14 protein-coding genes are annotated in these 16,938 nt (G+C 37.8%); 3 read left to right on the top strand and 11 right to left on the bottom strand.

Going from position 1 to position 16,938, the window contains the following annotated elements; translation table 11 throughout:
- From ACNSTQ_RS01315 to ACNSTQ_RS01275, 9 genes are all read right to left on the bottom strand, one after another.
- Entirely contained in the window at positions 1 to 1,290 is a 1,290-nt protein-coding gene (locus tag ACNSTQ_RS01315; RefSeq protein ID WP_418198046.1) for a PIN domain-containing protein, read from the bottom strand.
- An 18-nt stretch (positions 1,291 to 1,308) separates the two neighbouring features.
- Positions 1,309 to 2,067, bottom strand: coding sequence for a S16 family serine protease (locus ACNSTQ_RS01310; protein ID WP_418198045.1), 759 nt, complete (start codon positions 2,065 to 2,067; stop codon positions 1,309 to 1,311).
- Positions 2,068 to 2,706, bottom strand: a complete 639-nt coding sequence (locus ACNSTQ_RS01305; RefSeq protein ID WP_418198044.1) for a helix-turn-helix domain-containing protein — start codon at positions 2,704 to 2,706, stop codon at positions 2,068 to 2,070.
- Positions 2,707 to 3,256: 550 nt separating this feature from the next.
- Entirely contained in the window at positions 3,257 to 4,333 is a 1,077-nt protein-coding gene (locus ACNSTQ_RS01300; protein WP_418198043.1) for an ABC transporter ATP-binding protein, read from the bottom strand.
- Entirely contained in the window at positions 4,330 to 6,063 is a 1,734-nt protein-coding gene (locus ACNSTQ_RS01295) for an ABC transporter permease (protein ID WP_418198042.1), read from the bottom strand. Before ACNSTQ_RS01295 ends, ACNSTQ_RS01300 begins: the two co-directional genes overlap by 4 nt.
- Positions 6,064 to 6,084: 21 nt before the next feature.
- The gene (locus tag ACNSTQ_RS01290; protein ID WP_418198041.1) at positions 6,085 to 7,125 is read right to left on the bottom strand and encodes an ABC transporter substrate-binding protein; all 1,041 of its coding nucleotides are present in this window, start codon (positions 7,123 to 7,125) and stop codon (positions 6,085 to 6,087) included.
- The gene (surE, locus tag ACNSTQ_RS01285) at positions 7,122 to 7,925 is read right to left on the bottom strand and encodes a 5'/3'-nucleotidase SurE (RefSeq protein WP_418198040.1); all 804 of its coding nucleotides are present in this window, start codon (positions 7,923 to 7,925) and stop codon (positions 7,122 to 7,124) included. The genes ACNSTQ_RS01290 and surE overlap by 4 nt, the downstream gene beginning before the upstream one ends.
- Positions 7,906 to 8,715, bottom strand: a complete 810-nt coding sequence (locus ACNSTQ_RS01280; RefSeq protein WP_418198039.1) for a sugar phosphate isomerase/epimerase family protein — start codon at positions 8,713 to 8,715, stop codon at positions 7,906 to 7,908. The genes surE and ACNSTQ_RS01280 overlap by 20 nt, the downstream gene beginning before the upstream one ends.
- Before the next feature lies 1 nt (position 8,716).
- Entirely contained in the window at positions 8,717 to 9,544 is an 828-nt protein-coding gene (locus ACNSTQ_RS01275) for a PHP domain-containing protein (protein ID WP_418198038.1), read from the bottom strand.
- 729 nt (positions 9,545 to 10,273) lie between these two features.
- Between ACNSTQ_RS01275 and ACNSTQ_RS01270 the strand changes: the two genes are divergently transcribed.
- The 3 genes from ACNSTQ_RS01270 (at position 10,274) to ACNSTQ_RS01260 (ending at position 13,810) form a co-directional block, all read left to right on the top strand.
- Positions 10,274 to 11,557 carry a hypothetical protein gene (locus ACNSTQ_RS01270; RefSeq protein ID WP_418198037.1) on the top strand — a complete coding sequence of 428 codons (1,284 nt, stop codon included), beginning with the start codon at positions 10,274 to 10,276 and terminating at the stop codon, positions 11,555 to 11,557.
- A gap of 407 nt (positions 11,558 to 11,964) precedes the next feature.
- Positions 11,965 to 13,011, top strand: a complete 1,047-nt coding sequence (locus ACNSTQ_RS01265; RefSeq protein ID WP_418198036.1) for a hypothetical protein — start codon at positions 11,965 to 11,967, stop codon at positions 13,009 to 13,011.
- 352 nt (positions 13,012 to 13,363) lie between these two features.
- Positions 13,364 to 13,810, top strand: a complete 447-nt coding sequence (locus ACNSTQ_RS01260) for a hypothetical protein (protein WP_418198035.1) — start codon at positions 13,364 to 13,366, stop codon at positions 13,808 to 13,810.
- Between the two features lie 590 nt (positions 13,811 to 14,400).
- Here ACNSTQ_RS01260 and ACNSTQ_RS01255 read toward each other — a convergent pair.
- Positions 14,401 to 15,072, bottom strand: coding sequence for a YIP1 family protein (locus tag ACNSTQ_RS01255; RefSeq protein ID WP_418198034.1), 672 nt, complete (start codon positions 15,070 to 15,072; stop codon positions 14,401 to 14,403).
- 186 nt (positions 15,073 to 15,258) lie between these two features.
- On the bottom strand, positions 15,259 to 16,929 hold the full coding sequence (locus ACNSTQ_RS01250; RefSeq protein ID WP_418198033.1) for an HlyD family efflux transporter periplasmic adaptor subunit: 1,671 nt from the start codon (positions 16,927 to 16,929) through the stop codon (positions 15,259 to 15,261).
- Positions 16,930 to 16,938 lie beyond the last annotated feature (9 nt).

The raw sequence follows: 16,938 nt of genomic DNA, 5'->3' as shown, positions 1-16,938 counted from the left end.
TTACAACTCCTCCTTATGTACGGTTTTTACCGGTATCGTTTGGACGACTTCTCCAGTCACTTTATGAACAAGTCTTAACTTCGCCTCCTTAAGATGGTCCACCTCTACTTCGTTCTTAAGGTTAAAGTTAACCTCCACAGAACTATTCACTCCAGAAAACCGGACACTACTGTTAACACTCGCGATGCGAATTCCCTCTTTCCGATAAGAGTGAACGAATTGATACATTTCCTCAAACTCTTTACCATTTTCTAATACTAGAACATATTTCAATTGGTTTTTCTTTTCTTGGATATCATCGTAAATCCAAGACGCGAGGGTTACTTTATAATGTGAACGTTGCATAGGCCCCCTGCCAGCTGAAAGGTAGTCCGTATCCAGTACAGCAACCGCTCCCCAGTCTCCTATTTCATATCCTTGGTAAAATTCATCGTACTCGCTTTTGATTAAATATGGCTGTTCATCTTCAATGAACGTCGGGTGCTTCGTGCTGAATGTGACTTGTCCCTCGGAAGCTTCTACAGTAACACTACCTGCCATTATCTCTTTTTCTACAAAACTATGACCATACATGAAACCGATCGCCAGTGCAAACGTTCCGATTGATATCACTTTATATGCATAGCCCGGCCGGAATTTAATTTCCTTTGGCCTCTTTGACTTATCCGTTTCCCAGTCAAGCTCCAGAGCAGTGAGCTTTGTCGTCCGCGCTGTCGTTCGGGCGTTATTATCATTTGTAATGAATATTATTTGAGCTTGATCGTTCATTCGCTCCAGATAAGAAGCGATAATTAGGTCATCGTCTACTTCAGGTCTAAGTCCTTGTGCTTGAGTGAATGGCTTATTAATCGGTAACAATTCTAATTTTTTTTCTTTATGTAAATTGGCAATCGATTTTAAAGCTACTCTCGCCTGTTGTTTCAAATTAGGATTACGGTCTTTATGGCGATTTAATTCATAGCGAACTTGCTCGCTAATTAGTATTGGCTGCTGAAGCTTGTCCGAGACATCGGTTAGTATGTTAGGGTATTCAAGTAAGACATCTGTATCAAATGCTAGAAAATGATTCTTTCTCTTCCCGAACACAGTAGCTGCATTTTGAATGCTCGCCTCTGTAAAAAGGTGTCGATTAAAATGGGTATAAGGGTTCCACTTCATTTTTTTCTTACGGGATGTCCCTTTCCATTTACTTGGTGCTTGAAGTCCTTGTCTTAAAAAAATAATAGAAAGTATAAATAACGAAATTGAGCCTATCTTCAATACTGTCATTACAGTTTCAACTTGTACCAAATCCAACGCCTCCTGTGTTTATTTTATATTCTCATCTAACCAATCGATCGCTTCATTAATCGTTTCTACCGCTACGATTAATGGCTTTGAATTGCGCTTCATATACCGGTTAGCTTCTTCAATATTAGCTTGTGGAATGATGAAAACATCTGCTTGGTCTTTTTTGGAGGCGAGCGCTTTAAGGTAAACACCACCAACAGGAACAACTGCGCCTCCTTCTCCTAAACTACCTGTGATCACGACTTTTTGTTCTGACGCCATCCAAGGCTTCTGCTCGTAATTTCCGATTAGACTTAAAGTAATCGCTAACGAGTCCGAAGATCCAATTGCATCATCTGGGAACTTCAAATCGTTTAAAACAATATCCACTTCTTCTTCCGATGAGTACCGGTTCATAATAAAGTTAAAAATCACGTCGTATTTTTCTATTTTTAACTCTAACGCCTCAATTTCTCGAGAAAGAGCGGCGACAGTGGCATCCTTATTTGTATCGAATGAGGAATAACCAAAAGTAGAAACCAATTCTTTGTTATTCCACATGTATTCCAGGAAATCGAGACGATCGTAAACAATAAAGTTTCGTACCGATACCCGATGGACATTGGCTGCTTGATCCATTTCAATATCTTCTGTCATAGACGTCACCGTTCCAGGAATAGAAATAATTGCATTTGTCGGAATAGAAAAATAAGCAATGCTTAGTAGAACCATAATACTAACAACAAAAAGCACCATTAATAGATCTATTTTCTTTGAAAAGTTAACGAGCTTATTCATCTAATCCGTCCCCTTTTTTTCTATATATTGGCTCTCATCATCGCTATCCATTTCATTTAACTTATATTTCTGCCGTGGTGAAATTTTCTTCTTTGAAACGAGTTGATTTTCTTGAATCGAAAAAGATTCAGCACCATCATTTGCTTGTATCGTAATACTAGGATAAAATTCCGTTTCAATCTCTTTTTTCGTCCGCGCTTCAAAGACTCGTTGCATCGCCGGATAAGTAACCAACCAGACCGAGTCCGCCTTCCTTACCTCTGACTCATAGAACTTATCCCGCTCCATCGCTTTTCGTAACGTACTACTATCATTTAATCCCCACAATTTTGCAGCTTCAGATAGAGATAGGACTTGGTGAACCGAAAGTTCGTGAGGTGCTTGGTACGGAATGGGACCTTGGATTGAAATCAGGTTTTTTATTTTAACAAAACGGAGTTTGTTCATAGACCAAGCCTCTTGTGTTTCAACTCCAATCTCATACACATAAACACCTTGGTTAAATAAAATCGCATCTGCAGCCATATCTAAGTTTTCTAATTCGCTATACCCATCGTCTTGGGCATTTCTAGCAAACAACTTTACCGGCCAAAGCCTTCCTAGCGAATGGGTATTAACTTGAAAAGCAGCCTTATTCATTCTCTATCACTCCTTCATTAAACATCGTGACTTTAAAATCACGATGTAGTGAATTGTTATTTTATAACTAGAATTTACCACAATTTAACTAGCGTGTAAACAACACAGATGGAAAATTATCTATTTTTATCCCTCATCAATAACGTGACCTAAATGTCACAACTAATTCCATTTAGTTAAAATTGAGTATTTAAGATATCAAATCCGACTGATTTGAAGAGAATCATAATGTCCATAGAAACTTCTTAGAAGTCAAAAAACGCCCGCCTAATCGATTAGGCGGGCGTTTATCAATGGGAAAATATTTCTTCCGTTAAGAGTTACTGCGTTAAGAGCTGTTTACTAATTTAGCATGTTGAAAATAGAACGCTGACTTGCTTTCTCTTTCACTATTTATTTTCGGTACTTTTAACTTCTGCTGGATTATTTTCGACTTCTGGTTATTTCATTTCAACTCTTGTTCTGCGCCTCCATAATAGTGAAGCGTGTAATCCAGTCCGCTAAGATAACTTATAAAATCAATAAAAAATAAATTAAAGTAGGAATGCCGTCAAACCCCAACCAACGGCTCACTATAAATGGGGACACTGCTTTCCTGCTTAAAGTCGACGACTACCTTTTCATCGACATGATAGCGGTGGAAGCTATTTGTATGGACATTGATTAACTCTCCATTAACCTCAATCGAGTAATGAATTTCTTTTCCTTGAAACATGACGTTGCGAACGATCCCTTGAAGCCCGGAACCGCTTTTCTTTACGACGAGTTGTTCTGGACGAACAGGAAATAGACCATCTTTTCTCATTTCGGTCGAAACCGATTGATTTTCCCAGACCAGACTTGCTTCCCCTTCTGGTTTGAAGAATTGTTGCGTCCAGCTTCCCCGTAAAATATTGGCCTTCCCTACAAATTTTGCAACAAACATTGTTTCAGGTCTTAAGAAGATTTCTTCTGGGCGACCGATTTGTTCGATCTGACCTTCTTTCATCACGACAATTTTATCTGCCATCGCTAGTGCTTCTCCTTGATCATGGGTAACATACACAATCGACGTTTTCGTTAAGCGGTGAATCGTTTGAATTTCTTTTCTTAAATCCATTCTTAACTCTGCATCCAAACTGCTGAGTGGCTCATCCATTAATAATAACGCTGGTTGAGGAGCAAGCGCTCGAGCAATGGCAACACGTTGCTTTTGACCACCCGATAATTCACTCGGCATACGGTCCCCGTATTTTGACAGTCCAACAAGTTCCAGCATTTCGCGAACACGTTCTTCACTGTTGTTCTTTAACGTTGCCGGAACATAACGATGGTGTTGGATTGGAAAATGAATTTGTTCTTTTACTTTCAGATGCGGCCACAAGGCAAATGATTGAAACACCATCCCAATATTTCGTTTTTCTGGCGGCACTGTTTGACTATGAGTCGCAATCAACTGATTACCCATCGTGATGCTGCCAGCAGAAGGTTGTTCAAAGCCAGCAAGCAGTCGTAGTAAAGTCGTTTTCCCACAGCCGGAAGGGCCTAAGATCGCAACAAACTCCCCTTTTTCAATGGTCAAATCAATCGAGGATAAAGCCGTCGTTTCCCCAAACTTTTTTGATATACGTTCAACAACTGTACTCATACACTTTTCACCTTCTTTTCATAAAACTTTTGGCACGCCAATAACACGAGAGCTAGCCCTAGCATCGTAATAACAATAATTGTCGAAAACGCCGTAGAATAAGTGGTATATCCTGCTTGTTCAAAGTTAAAAATCATTAAGCCAATCGTTTCGGAACCACTAGACCACAGTAACGCCGAAACGGTCAGTTCAGTTAAAGCGGTTAGCAATACGAGAAATGCTCCACTTAATAACCCCGGAAGTAAAAGGGGCAACATAATAAAACGCCACTTGCTAAATCCACTCGCTCCTGAAACATGGGCTGCTTCCTCCATCGACGGAGCAATTTGGGACATCGCAGTCATACTTCCTCGCACTTGTAAAATCATAAACCGCGTCACATAGGCAATAAATAAAATCCAAATACTCCCGTATATTCCTGGATTCCAGCCTGGGATCGGCTGCATCCACGTTAAAATCATAGCAAGTGCTAAAACGGTTCCTGGCAATGCATAAGGTAAACCAACAGAAACTTCCATCCATTTACCAAAACTATTCTTTTTCCGTAAACGATAATAAGCGATAGCGGTACCGGCAATTAAACAAATAAACGCTGTTCCTATCGCAAGCTTCAAACTGTTTACGATCGCTCCCTTGATCTTGTCATTTTCCATCAATACAAATTGATAGTGATTAAACGTAAGATTTTCTAATGTAAACGGAAGACCATAAGCTCTAATGAGGGACGAGCCTACCATAGAAAATAGCGGAACAATACTAATAATTATAAGAAAAGACCATAAAGCAACTTCCACTGTTGTTCGATAACTCCCTAGTGTAAAACGGGGACTGGAATCGATTTCGCTCGTATCTCCTTGTGTCCCGCGCTTTAATAGCAACCATTGAAATAGAGTTCCGAGTAAAGCAATGATACCGAGTATAACTGAAAATGTGGCCGCCCTTGCAAACGCATTCGGTCCAAATCCAACTATTTCTTGATATATTGCCGTACTTAACACCGTAATATTAGCGGGGATGCCTAAGAAGGCAGGGATCCCAAAATTGTCTAGGTTTGCAAGAAACGCTAATAAGCCACCACTTGCGATTCCTGGTAAGGCAAGCGGAAGCGTTACCTTCCGAAAAGCCGTCCAATAGCTACCACCTGAGGAACGAACCGCCCACTCTAATTCTCGCGGGATTCTTTTAATAATACTCATCGTTAATAAAAACACTAAAGGATAGTGCGATAAACCTAGAATGACAATCATCCCTGTGTAACTGTATAAGTTAAGCGGCTCAAACTGACCGGGTAAAAAGGAAAGAACCTTAGCGAACATACCATTATTCCCCATAAATTGTGTCCACGATAATGTGACAATGTAAGAAGGAATGATAAATGGTAACATCACAAAGATGGATACTATTTTTTTATAACGAATGTCACTGTAACCGACGAGCCATGCAAGTGATACTCCTAATAAAACGGATAAAAGTGTCGAACCAGAAACGATGATAAACGTATTCGAAAGAACTTTCAGCGTTCTCGCTTCCTGAAAAATTAAAAGGTAATTCGAGAATACGTGGCCCTCTTCTACAGAAAAACTCAACAATGTTAAACGAACAATCGGCCACACAAAGAAAAGAAAAATGAGAACTAGAGTAAGTCCAATCCACATTCGATTGGTTAATTTGGTTGGTAAGGAAAAGAAGGAAGACAGGCTTTCGCGTCTTCCTTGTAACGGATTTGACATGTATCGTGCACCTCAACTCTATTATTCACCAAGAATTTCAATAAAGCGTTGCTTATCTTCGTCACGTGTTTTTAACAGCTCTTTAATATCGTGTGAAACCACTTTCATGTCTGTAATAGCTTTTAACCCTTCAGGTGCAGCAACACCTTCGCGAATTGGAGTGTAGCCTAACTCCGAAGACATGGTTTGTCCTTCTTCAGAAAGAACGAAATCTACAAATGCTTTTGCTGCAGCTTCATTTTTTGTATTCGATAAAATACCAATCGGTTCAGTAATAACCGGTACTCCTTCTTCTGGGTAGACCAAATCAATGGGTGAACCTTCTGCTTTAGCACGAGCAACAATAAAATCAACAACCATACCATAGGTCTTCTCACCAGCTGCAACAGCCTGTAAAACGCCACCGTTTCCTTGAACCACCGTCAAATTGTTATCACGAAGTTTTTCAAAAAACTCCCAACCAAAAGCATCCTGACGGGAAAGTACACCAACATTATACGCAGCGGCTCCAGAATATAGCGGACTTGGCATAATTCCTTGGTCACTTGCGTCAGCCCCAGCTAATACTTGCCATGAATTTGGAAGCTCACTAACTGCATTAGTATTGACGGCTAGTACAGATGCCATCACCTTTGTCCCTGCATACATATAGTCTTCATCTACAAACTCTGCTGGGATTTGATCATGTTCTGGCGATTGATACGCTAGTAATAACTCTTGTTCTTTTAAGCTTTCAAATGTTACCGCATCCGCAACTAATAAAACATCCGCTTGAATTTCTCCAGCTTGTTTTTCGGCTTGAATTTTACTTATCACTTCTTCTGTTCCTGAGCGGAAGATTTCAACGTTTACGTCTGGATACTGTTCATTAAAAGCTTTTACTAATTCACCTGCATCACTATCTGGTTGAGACGTATAAAAATTAATGTTACCCGAAAGGTTTTCCGCTGCTTCAGAAGATGAGTTGGATGTTTCAACCGTTTCATTCGTTTCAGTACTTCCCCCACATGCTCCTAAAACAAGTGCTGATGCTGCTAAAATGGAATAGAAATAACGTTTCATATATAAAGTTCCTCCTTCGATTTTTTCATCATTTTATTGTGAAACCAACGTTCAAGCTTCTTCACATGCTTTTTATGACATACTTTTCCTTCAAGAGGAGTCACCGTTATGTAGCCTGCTTTTAATTTTCCATAATCACCTTCTTCGTCAAAGTCCGATAATTGAGACAGCCGGTCCTTTAACCAGTAATACACTTGCCCATACGGATCGTTTAAACCGACATACTTATACCGACTGACAGATAAATCAAGAGGAACAACTTTAATTCCTGCACAAAACTCTCTCGTAACATAAGGTAGATTAATATTGATAAAAACGCCTTCTGGCGGCTTATTCGGTAAAATAATTTCCATCACTTCATAAAAAAGTCGTTTCGGTAATTGAAAGTTGGTTTCTTTTGTATTTGTTCGGTCCACAGAAACGGCAATCGCTGGGATGTTAAATAGTGACGCTTCTGCCGCTCCAGCCATCGTCCCTGAATAAAACACATCTCGACCTAAATTAGCTCCTAAATTAATTCCGGAAACAACGACATCCGGTGGTTCTTTTAACAAAACTTCTAATGCAAGTTTTACACAATCTGCAGTTGTCCCGTTAATCGCCCATGCTTGCACATTCGAACCAAAAATGGATACCGGCGTTGCCTTTAACGGCTGTTTTATCGTAATTGAGTGACTGATGGCACTTCGTTCTTGATCTGGACAAACGACGCAAATTTCGCCAAAATGCTGTAAAACTTCTACTAGTGCTGCTACTCCAGGTGCAAATATTCCATCGTCATTAGTAACTAGAAACTTCAATTGTCTTATCCTCCGTCCTTCGAATACATTCATTGAGATACTGAAGGTGCTTTCTTAAAAGAACAGCCTCTTCACTCGTGTCATAACCTTCTAATACAATTGGGAGTTTACTAGATTGAATAAAGTCAATATAAGGTCTTAACTTCAATTCTCCCTGTCCTAAGGCAACATGATATTGCGCAGTAGATGTATCACTTAAATGAATTTTATTCATCCGGTCAACTTCTTGGTGAGTAGTAATTAAATCTTTATTAAAAGAAACATGGGCCACATCAAAGGTCGTTTGAATAGAACTAGATCGGCCTGCGACAATTTGATTGAGCACGGTTGGACTCGTCACAAATTCTTTTTTGACAGGTTCCATCAATTCTACTGACAAAATCACTCCGTATCTTTTAGCGACATCTTCAAGTGTATCGAGGCTGTGCTGCAGGCAGTCAAAATGCCAAGAATTCCAATCACTCGTTAAGGTCTGCTTGCCAGGATGTACAGTTATATTCCATATACCAATCGAAACCGCCAAATCAATTGAGCGGATAATTTCCTCAACCGACTGCTTCCGAATACCTGCATTTAAGGAACATAAGTTCAAATCCCAACTCGCCGCATGAAAAGTTGCATCTAACTCGTGATGCTTTAATGCTCTGCGAATGTCACGATCGGTCATTTTGTAATACCACGCTTGTTCTGCCCAGATTTCAATACCTGCAAGCCCAAGTGACTTCGTCTTTGAACTAATCTCATCGATCGTTTTCCCCCACATCAATGTGGTAGATGCGTAACACTTCATTTTAAACCTCCGTTTTCACAAACTCATTCAACCAGTCTAGTTCTTTCTCAAAGTTAAATGGAACAGATCCAATGGGATAAGGGTTTCTTGAGGTCACACCGTGAAAATCGCTTCCGACACTGATAGATAACCCATGACGTTTTGCTTGTTGAAGCCAATGAGTTGTATCTTGTAACGAGTGTTTTGAATAATAAACTTCTACACCATCTAAACCAGCTTCAACTAACTCATCCAACTGCCAATTCCAAGTGTAAATACCAGGATGGGCAATAAATGCTTTTCCACCGCATTTTTGAATTAATTCAATCGCCTCATTGGCATTAAAACCTTCTCGAGTGACAAATGCTTGTTTTCCTTTAGCAAGTAACGATTGAAATGCTTCTTCAGAACGTTGAAAGTACTCTCTTTCCACTAACTCATCTGCAATATGAGTACGAACAATCACATGTTGATTCGCTCGTTTCCAACAAGCTTCCCAAGAAATATCGTAGCCTAACTGATTGAGTCGGCTAACGATCTGTTGACTCCATACTTTCCGTTCATCTTGGCGCCAATCAATATATTCATGCAGTTGAGGATGATTCACATTGAAACCATATCCTAAAATATGCAGTTCTCCTTGAGGACCATCTGTATTGATTTCAATACCTGGGATAAGCGTAATACCGAGCTCGTCCGCCAATGATGCCGCAGCTAGATAGGCAGAAATTTCATCATGATCGGTTATCGACATAATGGAAACGCCTTGCTGATAGGCTTCGCGCACAAGCGCTGTTGGCTGTAACTCACCATCTGAATGAGTACTATGCATATGTAAATCAATTTTCAATACCTCTCACCTCCTTTTCCTTTTCTTACTTCCAATATACAGATCAAATATCAAGCTACCTTTAAGCGATGTTTTTCATTTTGTAAAATAAATGTAAATTAGGAGTGTGTTAATTTTTTGTAAAAAAATCCATCCGAAACGAATAACCTTGATCCGATGCCTATTTCGCGGGAATTAGTTATTTTCATATATTAATTTAAGATAAATTTTTTACATTAAATTAATAAAAGTGACGAATTTATGTGTCGTTAGTACCAGTTTTTAAGTTGTAGACTTAAAAAAGCAGAACTCTATGATCCTAGAATTCTGCTTTTCTTTATTTATACTTTTTATATTTTTCTCTTCTCTTGATTCCAGTACGGATCTCTTTATATACGACGGCAGTTTTATACGTAACGGCGGCTCTCCTGCCATCAAGATCGGCTTCACCTACTAAACAACTTTCCTAACCACTATTGATTTTTACTATTTTTCAACTTTGCGCGGTTTATTTTTTAACTTTGTATGATTTATTTTCAACTTTGCGTGATTTATTTTCAACTTCTACCGTTTTATTTTCAACTTTGCATGATTTATTTTCAACTTCACCTCGTTTATCGATTTCTTGACCCCATTAGTCAAAATTCGACATATCGCACCGGGAAAACCGCACCGTCTTTATATAATGTAATGATTTTCCTACGTAAAACCTGTATCATTAAATGGTAAAAAACTACTAGAGGTGATGATATGAAATTAGCTATTATGATGAGTTCTCTTATTCTTTGTTTCCTACTCCTGACAGGGTGTCAGTCTGAGGAACCAGTTGCATCTCTCTCAACGGAGGAAGAAGTGAGCGAAGCACAAGTAGAACAAGAAAATCAAGCAGTAGAGGCGGAACCAGAAGAAGAAAATGCAGAAGAAAATGCAGAAGAAAATGACCCTCACGCCAATGTCAAAACTGAAAGTCTCGATGTCCTAGATGCAAACAGTCGATTTGTCCTTCCGATGCGTGATGAACATAACCAGGCTTATCAAATACATATTTACGCCGAAGATGAACAACGCGGTACCCTAGATGCCCCTTCTTTTCAAGGAGCAGAAGGGGACGTCATTTATTCAGGATTTTATAACCTTTATGTATCAGAAAATGACAGTGACTACGGGGTGAAACAAGAGCATCTATCACTCTTTTACACAGATGAAGGGTTTTCACAGACTTTTAATGAAGGAGTAGAGATGGCCTACATTTCTTCTCATCCAGATAGTTTAGATATTCTTGTTCTCTATCAAAGAGAAGCGACAAACGTAAATTCCGTTCACCTTTTTGCTATACAAAATGGTCAACTACAATCCGTGACACCAACAGACCATTGGATCAGTTTATTCGGTGGACAATTTAAGAATATTGGAGATGGCCGCTTCCAAACTGTTGATTATTTAAATCACGAAGCAGACATAGGACACGGATGGGTCTTTAATACGTGGGAGCTTGAAAAGGAAACACTAGCACTGAACTTAATTGATCAAAAAGTGTACAACGATGAAACCTATTATGACGGATTTAATTTCGGTCAAGATTTATATCGTCAGTGGAATAGTGATACATCCTTCCATTTCCCATATGCATTTATCCCGATTACCCGTGAATGGCTTACACTTGCTGAACAAGGCCTTCTTCCAACAGCTAAGTTTCCATTAGGGACAAGTTACGAAACGATTGTGGCTGAAAAAGGGGGGCCAATCGAGAGTAACGATATGATTGGTGGTGTAGCAACTCATTTCTTCAATCATGTAGGGTATTCTACATACTTCACCGGTGAAGACGATGTAATCGTCCTTGTCCTGAGAGGTGATCTGATTACCGGTGATGTTGATACCCTCATTGACACACTCGGTCAACCGGACCGTCAAATGATAGACGAACGATACATTGATACGGAATTGCTGTATTATGAAGCCGGGCGTTATGAACTCGCAATCGAAGTCCGTAACAGTGATGAAATCTTTACCGTGACTCTTACAAGTAGATAAGGATATGTTCAAGAAAGAAGGAGCTACCAAATGTAGGTAACTCCTTCTTCTTATTATCTAATATTTACTTCTATCCAAAAGCGTGGTCTGCCCCCCTACTAGCCTATACATCTCCAAAACTCCCTTACCACATAAGACTAATTTCCTATTTATTTGGTACATATAATCTTATTTTTGATATAATATTACTACTAATTATAAAACGTTCAATTTTTTGAGATTAGTTGATTAACTAAATGATCGTGAGGGGTTCTATGTCGTTTACTAAAAATGTTTATAATATGGCATCTATTAAGATGAAGATAAAAGAGCCCATCATTTTATTTGGAGGTAAATGAGAATTAAAGTTTATTCTAGGGGGGCAGACAACCTTTCTTTAAAAATCGAATATGAAATGGGCCAAAAATATGAAAAAACAATTATTCATTCAATTGATTGTTTCGCTAGCTTTATTGACTCTCGCTGCATGTTCAAATCATGAATATCAAAAAGCTATGGATCAAGGGATAGAGAGCTTAGCAGAAAAAGATTACCATAAGGCAGCACTCTATTTTGAACTAGCTTTGAGGGAGCAGGCAAACGATGAACAAGCTTCCGCATACTATGAACAGGCAAAAGAGATGGCTAATGCTATTGAAGCAGCCAATCAAGGGAACTTTGAAAAAGCTATAAATTCACTTTCAGTTGTGATTAACCAAAAAAAGGGATTGAAATCACTTCAGGAGGAAGCAGGCAAATTAGAGGAACAAATTCAATTTAAAAAAGAAACAGTCTATAATTTCCAAGAAAAGCTAGAACAAGTTAAAAGTCTTAACCTTGAAGAAAATTATTATAAGGTCAAAGAAGAGATACAGCTTTTAGAGGAAACCATTTACTCAAATGACATTTTATCAACCTATCAAGCCGATGTAACACGGTTAAAAGAGCAACTCGAACTCTTTTCAAAGGAAAAAGATAAAGCTAAGAAAAAAGCCGATCAAATGAAAAAAGAAGAGGCTTTAAAACAGGAGGAAGCTAAAAAAGAAGAAGCTAAGAAAAAACAAGTTTCTTATCAAGTTTATCAAAATGCAAGGTTTGGCTTTTCAATTCAATATCCTAGTGATTTAACGATGGCACCTCCCCCAACAAACGGTGATGGTGCAAGATTTTACAATAATGAGTTAGAAATCGTAGCCTTTGGTGGGCATACAAACATTATTGATAGTGGGGAAACGATCGAAACTTATTATTATCAAGATATAGTTAATATATCTGCCCCGATTGGTTACCAAAGACTCACAGATGATTGGTATGTAATCTCCTATAATGAAAACGGGACGACTGTATATAAGAAGTTCTTCTTTGATGATAGTACGTTTAATTCGTTTATTATTAGTTATCCTGCAAGTAAACAAGAGCAATATGGTCCTATTACCGATCATATCGCAAGTACCTTTATTACGGATACCTATTAAAAACGGAGTCTGTTGCGGTAATGTTTATTCTAGTGGGTTTAGACTTTCAATCATAAAGAGCTTTGTAGACTACCAAAATAAACTATGCAAGCAATAAGTTTCATCCCTGAAGTTTTTATAGGATATGTAAGAGAAGTTTAATGAAAAAGAAGGGGCATTTTTTTCTGCTACCTTATCCTCTCCCTACTATTAAAGAAAGCCTACCTATTCTTTTATATGCCACCTTTGTAACGGCTGAAACCTTTCACCAATGTATGTCTTCTCCAATACATGTCGAAACTAGAAGCCAATGACGAAGTTAATTACAAGTCCAGTCAATGACTTTTTAACCAACATAACAGGGGTGACAACAATGTTACGAATTATTTTATTCGCTTTCCTTGGGCTCTTTATTCTAACCGGTACCAATTTCGGAAAAAACCTAATGGCAGAACAGCATTTTTTCGAAGAAGAGAAATATCATACGGAAAAGTGGTTGGATAATGAGACGATAGAAGGAATTTCTCTAGATCAACTCGAAACCTACGACACCTATCATGTAAAAACGGAAGAAGATCAGCACCTAGCGGCAACAGACCAGCCGTTATCAAAAGATGAAGCAATTACTAAAGTGATGGAAGAGTTTTCAATGATAGAACTTCTCTCGATTGCCGAAAAAGTAGGAAGCGGTTTATCAGGAGAGGAGATTGAGGAATTGAAGGCGACCATAACAGAACGCTTCTCTCCCGAAGATTTTGAGGCGTTAAAAGAACTCGGCAAGAACAAAATAAACCAATTCTTAAACCCAACTGAAGAATAGGACTTTATATACAACTTGCAAGAATATATTAGATCACTCACTACTGATAAGGTTTTACATTGCTAGAAGTAAGCAGACAAATCATGAAAATGGATCAGGATCGTCTCAAAAACTGTAAGTAGCAGGTTTAATTAACGATGTATTTGGAAAACAACATACCCGTAAGTTAATACTTTATTATATTTAAATTTTAAAAAGCCGCTAAGCTGAGTTTTGGCTTAGCGGCTTTTGTTTTTAGTGCTTCAAAAAAAAGTTTGTGCAATTACCTTATTACACCCCCGATTTCTGTAGAAAAAAGTACTTTGACTACTTAGAAGAGGTCAAGTATGTGAGCAATAATACATTTATTTTCAAAGACTTCAGCCTTTTTATTTTCAACTTTGGCCTACTTCTGCTTTGCTACTGATCGGAACCTCGATAGTTAAAAAGAAAACGAAGCATCACTCTATAGAATTGAGATAGCTCTTCTATATAAAAATGGATCTTTCCCTTTTCATAGAGAAAGACCTAGATGATTATCATGTTTTTGTCGGATTTTAATAAAAAGCCTGTCACCACCGACTGTCGAAGGGTGGTGACAGGCTTTTCATCTAACTTACAAAAACTACAAAAAGTATACCAATGAAGTAAAATACAATAGTGCTCAACCATGCTAAGGCAGGACCAAAATTTGCTACTTTCCTTAAACCTTTTACGGTAACGATTAATTGCCAAATCGCGAACACTTCTATACTTATTAGTAGGTTACTTAAACTATTATTTTCACTAAACAAAATGGCTAAGCTAGTAAATGGGATATCTGGATTTGTTCCAAATATGGTAGACATCATCGCATTAAATACAACTCCAAGTCCCCCAATCACTGATACAAAAAGTCCTATAGAAAGTAGTTTCTTAAACGTTACAGCACTGCTGCTCATTTTTGCAATTATAATGAAAATAACAGCAAAAACTAGTGCACCTATGATGGGTACAAACAATCCTGTTACTAACACCATAATGCGCATGAACATCTCAATTTCAGCAAAAAGCTCAGCTTCCTCTGGACTAAGTTCTGCAAGTAGCCACGAACTCTCCATTCCAAAAGCCATTATCCCAGTTCCAATGGTGTAAATAAGTGTTACTAAAAGGAACGGTATTGACACCATTGGATTTGATTTAAGTCTTTCAAATTGTTCACTTGGATTTAAGATCATTCCAAATACTGAAGGTTTCACTGGCTTCAATGTAATTTCTTCATCTTTTTTTTGTAATTCTGACATTGATTACTTCCTCTCTAAACTATGGAACGATATAAACATTCCAGAGCAACTACTTGTATTAAGGGATATTTTATGATTTTCAAAACGGTATAACTTAGGTCAAACACTATAAATTCATTTAGAAAAGTAGACTAAACTACCCCTAGAATATGCGGCGGTAATTGGTCATTTTTTAACCGCATAATACTAGTCTCTTAAATTAATTTTTTCAAGTAAAAAATGAAAGACTTTTGTTGTCTCGGTTACCACAAATACTTCTGAAGTCATGCCTATTCTAACTTCGCCTTGCTCGCCTCTTCTATTAACAAGTGGTTCATTAATAATGGTGGCTTCCACGGTATAATAACTAAGACCATCCTGTTGAATAGTCGAATCAGAGCTTACTGAAGTGATCTCACCCTTTAAATGTCCATAATTTTGCTTCGGAAACGCAGAAAAATGAAAATTCACTTCATTCCCTACAGCAATTTTTCCGATCTCGTGGTTAGGCACTGCAATCATCATTTTATATTTCGATTCATTTTTAGGGATAACAGATAAAATACTTTCACCAGGTTGAATAACCTCTCCAACGTTCATTTCCTTTAATACATTAATTGTCCCGCTAATAGGAGCCGTGATTTCCGCGTTTTCAACCGCCATTGTTAACTGGTCAATCGTTTCTTCTAATGCATCTCTCTCATTTTCTTGTCCAGCTAAAGTCGAATTTATTTCGACAATCTTGTCTTTTTCAAGCTTTTGTAATGCTAACTCTTTCATTTCGATTAGTGACTGTTCTTGTTGTACTAAGTTTTTTTGTTGATCACCTAATTGATCTTTTTGAGTCACGTGAGCATCATTGTTTACTTTTACTTGTTGTATATCGTTTAAGTACTGCAATTTATTGGTTAATTCCTGGAGCTGTAACTTAAATTTATCAATTCTATTAATGACTACAAATAATGTATCATTAATAAAGGTTTCTACCTCTAATAACGAAATTTCATATTGAGTTTTTGCTTGATCAATTTGGTCCTGTGAGATCCCTTCAGTTTCTTTTAAGTTTTCGTAAGATCTCTTATGCTCATTAGAGATAGCCAGCAGTTTTTCATATTTCGTTTGGAAAGATATAAATTGAGAGTGTCTTTGTTGATCTGACTCAGGTAGGTCTAATTTATTTTTTTCAATGGATGATTTTAGTTTTCTTTCATTAGCCAGTTCTGTTTCGATCCTATCAATTTCTTTTTCGAGCCCTTGCCTTTCAAATTCATATTCTTTTAATACTTGTTTATAATTGTCCTGATGATCCTTCATATTAACTTCTACTAATTGTAATGAATAATTAAGCTCATTTCGATGCTGATCCAATTCAAATATAGTTCCAGCATAATCAGCTTTAATAGTCTCAACCGTTAGTAAGTACTGATCAACTAAATCGGAGTAATCTTTTTCCTTATCTAATTCACCACTAAATAAATTTTCTTTTCGCTCTATGCTTTCTCTGTAGTTCTTTAATAACTCAATTTCATCTTTTACTTGCTGTAAATCCAGTTGACGATTTTGCAATTCCATTCTTAGTTCTTCCTGATTTATTGTAAATAAGATATCACCCTTAGTCACTTGCTGACCTTCTTGGTAATGCACCTCTTCTACTCGTCCAGAAATAGTGGGTTGAACAGTACTAACCCGATCATTCGGTCGCACCACCCCTGTTGCTTTGGCAACACGGTCAAACTCCCCAATATACGACCAGATTAGTAAAGCTATGAGTAATAACACAAAAATAGAAATAAAAATTGGAACAAAAGGGTGTGGTTTAGATTCAAGTACTTCTCTACTATCTGATAATTCGTTTATGTTTTTTATTACTTCTCTCATATCATCACC

Origin of the sequence: Alkalihalobacterium sp. APHAB7 (genome assembly GCF_048323755.1) — a bacterium.
Lineage (GTDB): Bacteria > Bacillota > Bacilli > Bacillales > Bacillaceae_F > Alkalihalobacterium.
Note: the sequence above shows the minus strand (reverse complement) of the source record. Positions and strands in the feature narration are given on the sequence as shown.

Bases quoted from the DNA above. Each gene is read 5' to 3' on its own strand.
- ACNSTQ_RS01250 (WP_418198033.1), bottom strand. From the start codon at position 16,929: ATGAGAGAAGTAATAAAAAACATAAACGAATTATCAGATAGTAGAGAA.
- ACNSTQ_RS01265 (WP_418198036.1), top strand. From the start codon at position 11,965: ATGAAAAAACAATTATTCATTCAATTGATTGTTTCGCTAGCTTTATTG.
- ACNSTQ_RS01290 (WP_418198041.1), bottom strand. From the start codon at position 7,125: ATGAAACGTTATTTCTATTCCATTTTAGCAGCATCAGCACTTGTTTTA.
- ACNSTQ_RS01255 (WP_418198034.1), bottom strand. From the start codon at position 15,072: ATGTCAGAATTACAAAAAAAAGATGAAGAAATTACATTGAAGCCAGTG.
- ACNSTQ_RS01300 (WP_418198043.1), bottom strand. From the start codon at position 4,333: ATGAGTACAGTTGTTGAACGTATATCAAAAAAGTTTGGGGAAACGACG.
- ACNSTQ_RS01310 (WP_418198045.1), bottom strand. From the start codon at position 2,067: ATGAATAAGCTCGTTAACTTTTCAAAGAAAATAGATCTATTAATGGTG.
- ACNSTQ_RS01260 (WP_418198035.1), top strand. From the start codon at position 13,364: ATGTTACGAATTATTTTATTCGCTTTCCTTGGGCTCTTTATTCTAACC.
- ACNSTQ_RS01305 (WP_418198044.1), bottom strand. From the start codon at position 2,706: ATGAATAAGGCTGCTTTTCAAGTTAATACCCATTCGCTAGGAAGGCTT.
- ACNSTQ_RS01295 (WP_418198042.1), bottom strand. From the start codon at position 6,063: ATGTCAAATCCGTTACAAGGAAGACGCGAAAGCCTGTCTTCCTTCTTT.
- ACNSTQ_RS01280 (WP_418198039.1), bottom strand. From the start codon at position 8,715: ATGAAGTGTTACGCATCTACCACATTGATGTGGGGGAAAACGATCGAT.
- ACNSTQ_RS01270 (WP_418198037.1), top strand. From the start codon at position 10,274: ATGAAATTAGCTATTATGATGAGTTCTCTTATTCTTTGTTTCCTACTC.